Here is an 8,660-nt window from a genome sequence, read left to right on the forward strand (position 1 = left end):
GCGGACGGCAGGAAATTTCCGGTTCTGCGCGATGCATACCGGGCCGACTTTTCCTCCTCCAGGAGGCGGAACGGTCGTTGACTGAACCAAGGCCGTCGTACACCGACACCCCCACTGAGGTCGAGATGATCGTGTCAGCGCAGCCACGCCCCACGGGGCACCCCGGGTACTCCGAGACCCTTCCCGGCCTCGAGGAGAGCGCCGAGGCCGCCCGCAAGCTCGTGCGGATCGCGTTGGCCGCCTGGCACCTCGATTCGTTGATCGACTCTGGGGTTCTCATCGTGACCGAGCTAGTGGCCAACGCGGTCAAGCACACCAACTCCCGCTCGATCAGGATCGTTGTCTCCAGGCCCAGCAGACAGTTCGTACGGATCGGCGTGGTCGACACGGCCCGGGTCCTGCCGGAAATGACCAAGCCCGGCGTCGATCTCCTCACCAGCGGCCGTGGCCTCCTCCTGATCGACGCCCTCGCGGACCGGTGGGGCACCGACATGCACCCCTGGGGCAAGCAGGTCTGGGGCGAGCTGCTCTGTGAGGCGTCATGACCGAGGAGCAGCCCCACCGGGTCTGGGTCGGCGACCAGGTGTACGACCCTCGCGTGGACCGCGAGGGCATCGTCACCGACGTGAAGGGCGAGACGTTCTACCTGCGCCCGATCTACATGTGGACGGGCACCTGGACCGCCCTCGGCAGCGAGCTGACCGTCACACTCACCCGCGAGGAGCGCCTCAAGCAGCGGGAAGCGGAGCGATGACCGGCTCACCGAGCCCATCCCCGCCAACCGCCTGAGCGGCCTACGAGTACGAGTTGGGCTCCCGCTTTCAGTGCCCGGGCAAGGCCGTCAAGGCCAGCCCACATAGGCGATATCAGGAGCGAGGAGGGCGAGACCTCTCTGTCCTTCTGCCAGAAATACGTTCAGGAACTGCTCGGCATACACGAGCGCGCCATAGACCGGATCGACACCGGTATCGCATTGTTCAGGCCCAGAGACCCTCGCGGGGTAGAGGCCAGCTGATCCCAGACGGCTACCCCCTAACAGTCCCTAACAAAGCCGTTGGGCGTGGCGGTGGGTGATCAGGCAGACGGCGAGGCCGAGGAATGCTTCGTGGATGTCGTCGCGTCGTTCCCAGCGGATGCGCAGGCGGCGGAAGCCGTGGAGCCAGGCGATCGTGCGTTCGACGACGTAGCGGAAGATGCCCAGCCCGGTGCCGTGGGGCTCGCCCCGCTTCGCGATCACGGGCCGGATCCCGCGCTGCCAGAGCAGGCGGCGGTACTTGTCGTGGTCGTAGCCACGGTCGGCCAGCAGCGCGTCGGGGCGCCGTCGCGGTCTGCCGACCCGGCCCGCGATGGCCGGAATCTTGTCGAGCAGGGGCATCAACTGGGTGACGTCGTTGCGGTTTCCGCCGGTCAGCGTCACCGCGAGCGGGATGCCCTGCCCGTCGACGATGAGGTGGTGTTTGCTGCCCGGCCGTGCGCGATCGACCGGGCTGGGACCGCTTTTGGGCCCCGCCGGGCAGCCCGCACATGCGAGGAGTCGATCACCGCCCGGGACCAGTCCAGCTGGTTCTTCGACCGCAGCTTCTCCAGCAGCACTACATGCAACTGCTCCCAGACGCCGGCATCGTTCCAGGCCGCCAGGCGCCGCCAGCACGTCATGCCCGAGCCGAAGCCCAGCTCCTGGGGCAGGTATTCCCATTGGATGCCGGTGTGCAGGACGAACAGGATCCCGCACAGCGCCTGCCGGTCCGGCACTCGAGGTCTGCCCTCGACCAACTTTGCTGCCGGCCCAGGCAGCAACGGTTCGATCAGCGACCAGAGTTCATCCGACACGATCCACGGCCGCGACTGACGTTTCCCCACCCCCAGACCAACGAGCAGACAAGCCAACAGTCACATGATCATCAGCTTTTGTTAGAGCCAGTAACTCCCTCAGCGTCAGCGGGCAACTCCCGATGCCGTGCCATTGCCACCGCTACCTGCCTGCGGCGACCGGCGCCCCATGACTGGCCCGTGCTGCCGGTGTCGCCGTCTCTTGCGGCGCGCACGCGCGGAGGCGACCACCGACGCGCAACATGATCAACGGCCGCCCGATCCCCCGGCTGCACGCGCCCGCCCGTTCGCCCGCCGTCCCGTGCCCTTCTTTGTGTCTTTGGGGCGAGCGTAGGGGTGTGCAGAGGGGGATGTCGGGCTGGCGACCACGCCGGAGCACCCCTGGTGACCTGCGATTATATGGCGGTCGGCGTGTCGGTGCTCGAGCCGCTGTGGGCGGGGTTGTCGGCGTGGTCGGCGGCGGTGTTGTCGCATCGTGACCGTGGTCGGGTTGTCGTGGTGGGTGGTCTGGTCGGGGTCGGCTGCTGCGGTGGACGGACTGCGCGGTGCCGGACAGGCCGGCGCTGCCCCGTTCACGAGAGGCGGCCCTGACGATGACCGACGTGGATACCGGTGGTGGGGACCGGTTGGCGCTGGCGGTGCTGACGCAGTACCGGATGGCCACCACCGAGCAGATGCACCGGGTGATCGCCCCGGGCGTGCGCAGCGAGCAGACCCGGCGGCGGCTGGCCAAACTGCGCGAGGAGGGGTTGATCGACCGCATCACGCTGCCTCGGGCCGGACGACTGCGCGTGTGGTTTCCCACCTCCTATGGCGTACAGATTGCCTCCGAGTGGCCCGAGTTACGCGGTCGGCGGCCGCCGAGGACGGTGTCCGACCCCACGGCAGCGCGGCTGCGGGTCGGACACCAGTTGACCGTGACGGAGACCGCGCTGCTGTTCCTGGAGGACGCCCGCCGTCGCGGCGAGTTGTTCCGGCCGCTGGATTGGCTGCCCGAGGTCTACCACCCCATCGGTGGCGGTGAGGCCGTCATCCCCGACGCGGTGCTGTACTACCGGCACGGGCCCGCCGACGGGGACGGGACGATGGTGCGGGCCTTCGTCGAAGTCGACCGGGCCACCATGGGCCCGGAACGCCTGGCCGCCAAGCTCCTCGCCTACGCCCGCCTCTACCACTACGTGCCCACCCCGCCAGGGCGCCGCAGGCGGACCATCGGCCAACCACCGGTGCAGGAGGAATGGCGCAAGCACTACCCGCTCTTCCCTCGCCTGCTGTTCGTCCTGGACGGCACCGGCCCTGCCGGTGTGAATACCCGATTGCGCGCTCTGTACGGGATCACGGCCGACCTGGCGTTGACCGCCTTCCTTCGCAACGTCCTCGTCGTGGCCGCATCACTGGCTGACCTGCGCAACCATGGCCCATCGGCAGCCGTGTGGCGTCCCATCCGAAACCTCGACAGCAGAGTCGTCTGGAACCAGCCCCAGGCGTAGACGACCTGTGTAGCCGCGCCGCATCGGCCAAGGCTTCCTAGGGCAGCTGCGCAGCCGGCGAAGGCCCGACCAAGACCCCGACCATGGGCCCCACCACAGCCCCGACCACAGTGCTGCGCAAGGAGTTGCGCACCGGGTGGACAGCAGGCACGCGGCGTTCGGTTGCCGCTGCGCAGCAGTCCTTCTATCAGGCGTGGTCGGGCCTGTGGTCGCCCTGGCTAGGGGACCACAACCACCTGTGCGCATCTGACATGTGAGCACGTGGGTCGTCATTGCGCATCCTTGAGCGGGCGATGCGCAATCACTACGCAGCCAGCCATGGTCTGCGCAATCGATCCTCCGTTTGGTGTCGGCGCATCACCGGGCGGGCCTGCGCAATGGACCTGCTCAGGCCCGCCGTTCAAGGGCGCTATGGCGCTGCGCAGAGTGGGGGTCAGCGTTCGCCGGTCGGCTCGGTTGTGTGATCCCGGGTGGGGGCTCCGTTCTGCCGCGGGAGGTGGTGTTCGTCGAGGCGGTACTGCTCGGACTGCACCAGGTACATGCGGCGGAACAGGCCGGGGCCGTCGCCGTCGGTGCGCATGAGGTGGTCGAAGGTGCCGTGTTCGGCGATGCGGCCGTGGTCGAGGACGTAGATGTCGTCGGCGTGGCGGACGCTGTGGAGGCGGTGGGTGATCAGGATGATCGTCTGGCCTTCGGCGGCGAGGTTGCGGATCTGGTCGAAGACGCGTTGTTCGGCTTCGGCGTCCAGGGCGCTGGTGGGTTCGTCGACGACGAAGATCTGTCCTTCGCGGTGGCGGGCGCGGGCGATGCCGAGGCGTTGCCATTGTCCGCCGGAGATCTGGTGGCCGCCTCGGTAGCCGCGGGCCAGCAGGGTGTCCCAGCCGCGGGGCAGGCTTGCGATGGTTTCGTCGGCGCCGGAGTATTCGGCGGCGGTGTGCAGGAGTTGGTCGTCGTGTGGGGCGTCGGGGCGGCCGATGGCGACGTTGATGCGGGCGGTGAAGGGCCAGCGGTAGAAGTCCTGGGCGACGACGGCGACTCGGTCGAAGAGGTCGGCGCGTTTGGCCTCGGTGGCGTCGACGTCGTCCCAGAGGATGCGGCCGGTGTCTGGGGCGTAGAGCCCGCAGAGGAGTTTGGCCAGGGTGCTTTTGCCGCTGCCGTTGTTGCCGACGAGGGCGATGATCTTCCCGGTGGGGATGGTGACGGTGACGTCGTTCAGGGCGGGGCGGGTGTCGGTGGTGCCGGGGTAGGTGAAGGTGACGTTTTCGAAGTGGATGGCGTCGACGTGCGGGGGCAGTGGGCGGCCGGTGGCGCGGATGAGGCGGCGGTCGGCCTCCTGGCACAGGCGGTCGAGGTCGGCGACGAACAGGCTTTCTTCGTAGAGGTAGTTGAGCTGGACGACGAGGGCTTCGAGGTTGGCGGAGCCGGCGCGGATGGCGATGACCGCGGTGCCGGCGACGGCCAGGTTCATGGCGCCGGTCCACAGCAGCAGGCCGAGCACGCCGTAGGTGGCCACGATGGCGAGGCCCGTCCAGGCGGAGGCGATCAGGCCGGTGCGGGCGGCCAGGGAGGCGAGGCGGGTCTGCTCCTGTTCCGCCGTCTCCGCCATGGTGCGGAAGTGCTTGAGCAGGAAGGGTCCGATGTTGTGGACGCGTACCTCGGGCGCGGCCTGTGTGTCGATGAGCAGTCGGCCCAGTAGCTGGCCGGCGCGGGCGTGTTGGACCCAGGTGTGGAAGGAGACGTAGCGGCGGCGTGCGATGGTCAGCGCGCTCCACGCGCTGGGCAGTGTCATCACGGCGAGTAGCGGCAACAGCGCCGGGTGCAGGACGGTGAGCACGCCGGCCGCCGCGACAAGCGCAATCGCCGCGGTGATCACGGAAGCACAGAACTTGATCATCCGTCGGGCGGATTCCGCGCCCCACTGGGCGGAGTCCAGCAGCTTGTGGAACTCCTCGTCCTCCACGGCGGCCAGCTCCACCCGGGCGACCCGCTCGAGGTACTCCTCGCTCGCCACGCGGAACACCTTCGGCTCCAACCGCCCGGTGCCAGCTGTGGAGATGGACTTCAGCACGGCGCCGAGGACGGCGGTGACGGCCACGGCGATCAGGGCGGGGGCGGCGGCTGTCAGGCGTTCGACGGTCTCTCCGTGGGCCAGCAGCTGTACGAGCATCCGGTTGACCGCCACCAGGCTCACCGCGCGGGCGATGCCGCCGCCGATCTCCGCCGCGGCGACCTGGCGTAGCGCGCCCGGGTCGGCGCGGTGGGCCATCCGGATCGTCGCGCCGATCAGCCGGGGCATCCGCGCGACCATGGCGCGCAGGTTCAATTCGAGGAAGGAGCCGTGGTGTTGGTTCCACCCCATGTCGTAGCGGAGCGGTCCGCCGAACAGGAGCCGTTCCGAGTCCGAGACTTCCTGGGCGCCCGCGGTCTCCTTCGCCGATGCGTCGTTCGCCTTCGGGCGTTTTTCGCGGATCCTCATACGAGTCGTTCCCCCTTGGCCAGTCGGTCGAGTGTGTGCCGCCCGCGCTCGGCGACGAGCGAGTCGTTGTCCGCTCCCCACGTGATGGCGCTGACTGCGTCGAGAGCAGCTAGGCAGCCGAGGGCGTATCGCTCGATGTCGGTGAGGTCGCGGCCGTATCCGTCGAGGAAGGCTTGCTGCAGGCCTGGGTGGCCCTCCCACGGTCCACAGGCCAACCGCACCAGGTCCCACACCGCCCAGGTGTGACGCGCCCGTTCGAAGTCGACCAGTGCGAGGCTTCCGTGGGACCAGAGCCAGTTGCGTTCTTGGAAGTCGCCGTGTGCGTAGGCGGCGGGCAACAGCTGCATTTCGGGAAGCTGTTGGACGGCGTGTTTGACGATGGCGCGGTCTCGGTCGGTGATGAGGTCCCCGGCTCGGGTCAGGTGCATGTCCGCCTGCTCGGCCAGCCGGATGGCCTGGGAGGTGACCTCGGCTCTCGCCTCGGCATCCAACTGCCCATCACCGTGCAGCCGTCGCAACAGAGCACCGGCGTGGCGGTGCACCAATCGCCGCTCCCCGTCGGTGAGTTCCAGCGCGGACACCGAGGTGCCCGGCGCCGCGGTCAGCAGCAGCGCGAGGTGCTCCGGCAACGTGCCCACCAAGCGCGGTGCATGCCCCGCGTCAAGAGAGGAGACGGCCGACCGATAGGCCCGGGTCTCGTAGGTGAAGAACTTCGGCGTCGGCGCGACCTTCAGGAAGAACCGATCGCCGTCGTCGCAGGTGAGCTCCCACACCCGCGAGGCGACGCGCGGCCATGCCGCATCCCGGACACCCGTGACCGGCCCCACCACGGATGCCGCCCACGTCCGGAGTGTCCCCGGCAGGGGCTTGCCGCCCGTCATACCGGCCACCCCATCTCCGTGTACGTACGCCCGGCCGCAATCCCGGTCAGCGCGACGGCCGTGTAGTCCACCAACGGCGCAGGCAGCGCACCGTAGGGCCACCACCGCAGATCGACGCACCGGTCGGCTTCGCAGATCGTGGGCGTCCCGTCGTAGTCCAGTACGCGAAACAGCATCTGAATACGAGCCCGGCGGTCCCCGGCGTCTCGAAGATGCACGACATGCACGAGGCGGAGGTCCTGTTCGTGGATGGTCACGCCGAGCTCCTCCCGCGCCTCGCGCACGGCACACGCGGTTGCCGACTCGTCCTCGAGATGCCCTGCCGGCAGGTGCCAGGTGTCCGCGGCGTAGGCAGAGGTGGACGATCGCAGGCCCAATAGCACCTTGCCCGCCCGCTCGAACAACAGGTGAACGCCGATGACGTTGGGAACTGGGCGCATAAGGGCTCCTCCGCTGACGACGACTGGGACAGGCGCCTGAACAACGCTGCTGATCAGCGGCACGTCACGGACGAAGCATCGATCGAAAGTTCGGTCTTTCGAGCCGTGGCCTGTCAGGACTGGCTTCGACCGCCGTGATGCGTAGTTCGAATCACCCGGGTGGAATTCGGTACCCGATCTGGTGATTGCCAGGCGTTCGGAAGGGACATGGCCGGTGTTGAACACGGGAGCCTGGACAACCAGTGGCGCGCTTCCGGACGACTCTCCGAACGGCCTACGTTCGTGTGCGGAGCGGGGTCGATGCGATCCGCGCCAGCAGTCCCCGTCGCCCAGCCCGAGCAGAGCGAGCACTTGACGGAGCATGCCCGGTTCGCTGTGGCCCGCTGCCAAGCCGCAGCAGGGGGCAGGAAGTCTCCCCACAGGCAGCTGACGGCTAGATGGGTTGAGCTCCAGCGGTGACACGAACGGCCAGATGCACGGCGCCGCCGCGCTGATGCCTTTAGACCACCAGCGCTGGCCGACCGGGTGGGCATTGGCACGCGCACGCAGCGGAGCGAGCTGGCTGACCCCATTAACGGCACCCCCTCGTCGCGATGCCCTTCGAGCGGATTGCCTGTACGCAGTCACTCCCGCTCTGCGGCCATGATGCCAACGCATTCCTCCAGCGCCGCATGCAACGCCGGCACGAGGACCGCGAGTTCGGCGTCGGACGACTTGCCGCCCGCCAGCACCGCGCCGACGACGGCCACCAGGGCGGTGGCGGCCTCGAGGGCACGTGCGTCAGCCAGTCCCTCGAGGAAGCCCCCAGGCTGAGCGACGACGAACGCTTCTTTGCCCGTGAGGGGGTCGATGCCCATGCTGCGAAGACGACTCGCGCTCATGTGGCAACCCCTGACAGGCCCGCGGCAAGGTGTGCCCGAACGAGGGGTAGACCGTCTGCGATGAAGACGCCCGCCGGGTACGGCCCCGATCGATGTACCGGGGTGGCTCTACGAGCCGGGACGGGTGGAGCGGCAGCGCGGAACAGTGGCGTCTCGGCGACGCGGCGCATTCCGCGAGGAGGCTGGAAGAGGCTCGGGATTGCGGCCAGCAGAATGCGCATGGCTCGACTCCTACTCACTTGTCTCAGGCCCCGTCGCGGCAGTAGCCGCTCTTCGTCGGGGCCGTTCCGTGTCTGGACCTTAAGATACCGTGGATAACTGTAGATAACCACGGATGCACAGATTGCCGTGGTCACCCACGCTGCAGGCATGGAGCTTGATCGCACGCGCCCGCTATGGCGGCAGATCGCAACGGAGATCATCCGGCGCATCGAGGCCGGCACGTATCCGCCGGGCAGTCGCGTGCCCTCCACTCTGGAGATCGCCCAGGAGTTCGGCGTGGTGAACGCGACAGCAGCGAAGGCCATGCGGCATGTACGGGAACAGGGCTGGACCCGAGGTGAAGTCTGTCGTTGCTCTCGTAAGACTGACCCCCAGGTGCTCCCGCAGAATTAACCCCCTTGAGCATCTGGAGGGTGCTGAAAGTGGAGGACTGGGCCGAG

8 protein-coding genes and 1 pseudogene are annotated in these 8,660 nt (G+C 68.3%); 4 read left to right on the top strand and 5 right to left on the bottom strand.

The genetic code is table 11. The features are described from left to right. The first annotated feature begins 77 nt into the window (after window positions 1-77). Window positions 78-545 (top strand): ATP-binding protein, encoded by a 468-nt coding sequence (locus ACGFYN_RS32535; protein ID WP_393869496.1) that lies wholly within the window; start codon window positions 78-80, stop codon window positions 543-545. Then, a complete protein-coding gene (locus ACGFYN_RS32540) occupies window positions 542-754 on the top strand; it encodes a hypothetical protein (RefSeq protein WP_393869497.1) in 213 nt (70 codons plus the stop codon). The genes ACGFYN_RS32535 and ACGFYN_RS32540 overlap by 4 nt, the downstream gene beginning before the upstream one ends. 288 nt (window positions 755-1,042) lie before the next feature. Here the strand turns inward: ACGFYN_RS32540 and ACGFYN_RS32545 are convergent. Next, window positions 1,043-1,860 (bottom strand): annotated as a pseudogene (locus tag ACGFYN_RS32545) (IS5 family transposase). A 563-nt stretch (window positions 1,861-2,423) separates the two neighbouring features. On the opposite strand from ACGFYN_RS32545, the gene ACGFYN_RS32550 reads away from it, so the two are divergent. Continuing rightward, on the top strand, window positions 2,424-3,320 hold the full coding sequence (locus tag ACGFYN_RS32550; protein ID WP_393869498.1) for a replication-relaxation family protein: 897 nt from the start codon (window positions 2,424-2,426) through the stop codon (window positions 3,318-3,320). A gap of 433 nt (window positions 3,321-3,753) precedes the next feature. Here ACGFYN_RS32550 and ACGFYN_RS32555 read toward each other — a convergent pair whose 3' ends face one another. From ACGFYN_RS32555 to ACGFYN_RS32570, 4 genes are all read right to left on the bottom strand, one after another. After that, window positions 3,754-5,796 (bottom strand): ABC transporter ATP-binding protein, encoded by a 2,043-nt coding sequence (locus ACGFYN_RS32555; protein ID WP_393869499.1) that lies wholly within the window; start codon window positions 5,794-5,796, stop codon window positions 3,754-3,756. Continuing rightward, window positions 5,793-6,677 carry a phosphotransferase gene (locus ACGFYN_RS32560; protein ID WP_393869510.1) on the bottom strand — a complete coding sequence of 295 codons (885 nt, stop codon included), beginning with the start codon at window positions 6,675-6,677 and terminating at the stop codon, window positions 5,793-5,795. The genes ACGFYN_RS32555 and ACGFYN_RS32560 overlap by 4 nt, the downstream gene beginning before the upstream one ends. Continuing rightward, window positions 6,674-7,117, bottom strand: a complete 444-nt coding sequence (locus ACGFYN_RS32565; protein ID WP_393869500.1) for an NUDIX domain-containing protein — start codon at window positions 7,115-7,117, stop codon at window positions 6,674-6,676. The genes ACGFYN_RS32560 and ACGFYN_RS32565 overlap by 4 nt, the downstream gene beginning before the upstream one ends. A gap of 623 nt (window positions 7,118-7,740) precedes the next feature. Further along, window positions 7,741-7,974: a hypothetical protein gene (locus ACGFYN_RS32570; RefSeq protein WP_393869501.1), complete on the bottom strand. Its 234-nt coding sequence runs from the start codon at window positions 7,972-7,974 to the stop codon at window positions 7,741-7,743. A 393-nt stretch (window positions 7,975-8,367) separates the two neighbouring features. On the opposite strand from ACGFYN_RS32570, the gene ACGFYN_RS32575 reads away from it, so the two are divergent. Continuing rightward, entirely contained in the window at window positions 8,368-8,613 is a 246-nt protein-coding gene (locus ACGFYN_RS32575; protein ID WP_393869502.1) for a GntR family transcriptional regulator, read from the top strand. Window positions 8,614-8,660: the final 47 nt, after the last annotated feature.

This window comes from Streptomyces sp. NPDC048419, assembly GCF_043200415.1.
Lineage (GTDB): Bacteria > Actinomycetota > Actinomycetes > Streptomycetales > Streptomycetaceae > Streptomyces.

Coding starts and splice junctions, on each gene's coding strand:
- ACGFYN_RS32540 (WP_393869497.1), top strand. CDS start 542: ATGACCGAGGAGCAGCCCCACCGGGTCTGGGTCGGCGACCAGGTGTAC.
- ACGFYN_RS32550 (WP_393869498.1), top strand. CDS start 2,424: ATGACCGACGTGGATACCGGTGGTGGGGACCGGTTGGCGCTGGCGGTG.
- ACGFYN_RS32555 (WP_393869499.1), bottom strand. CDS start 5,796: ATGAGGATCCGCGAAAAACGCCCGAAGGCGAACGACGCATCGGCGAAG.
- ACGFYN_RS32560 (WP_393869510.1), bottom strand. CDS start 6,677: ATGACGGGCGGCAAGCCCCTGCCGGGGACACTCCGGACGTGGGCGGCA.
- ACGFYN_RS32565 (WP_393869500.1), bottom strand. CDS start 7,117: ATGCGCCCAGTTCCCAACGTCATCGGCGTTCACCTGTTGTTCGAGCGG.
- ACGFYN_RS32570 (WP_393869501.1), bottom strand. CDS start 7,974: ATGGGCATCGACCCCCTCACGGGCAAAGAAGCGTTCGTCGTCGCTCAG.
- ACGFYN_RS32575 (WP_393869502.1), top strand. CDS start 8,368: ATGGAGCTTGATCGCACGCGCCCGCTATGGCGGCAGATCGCAACGGAG.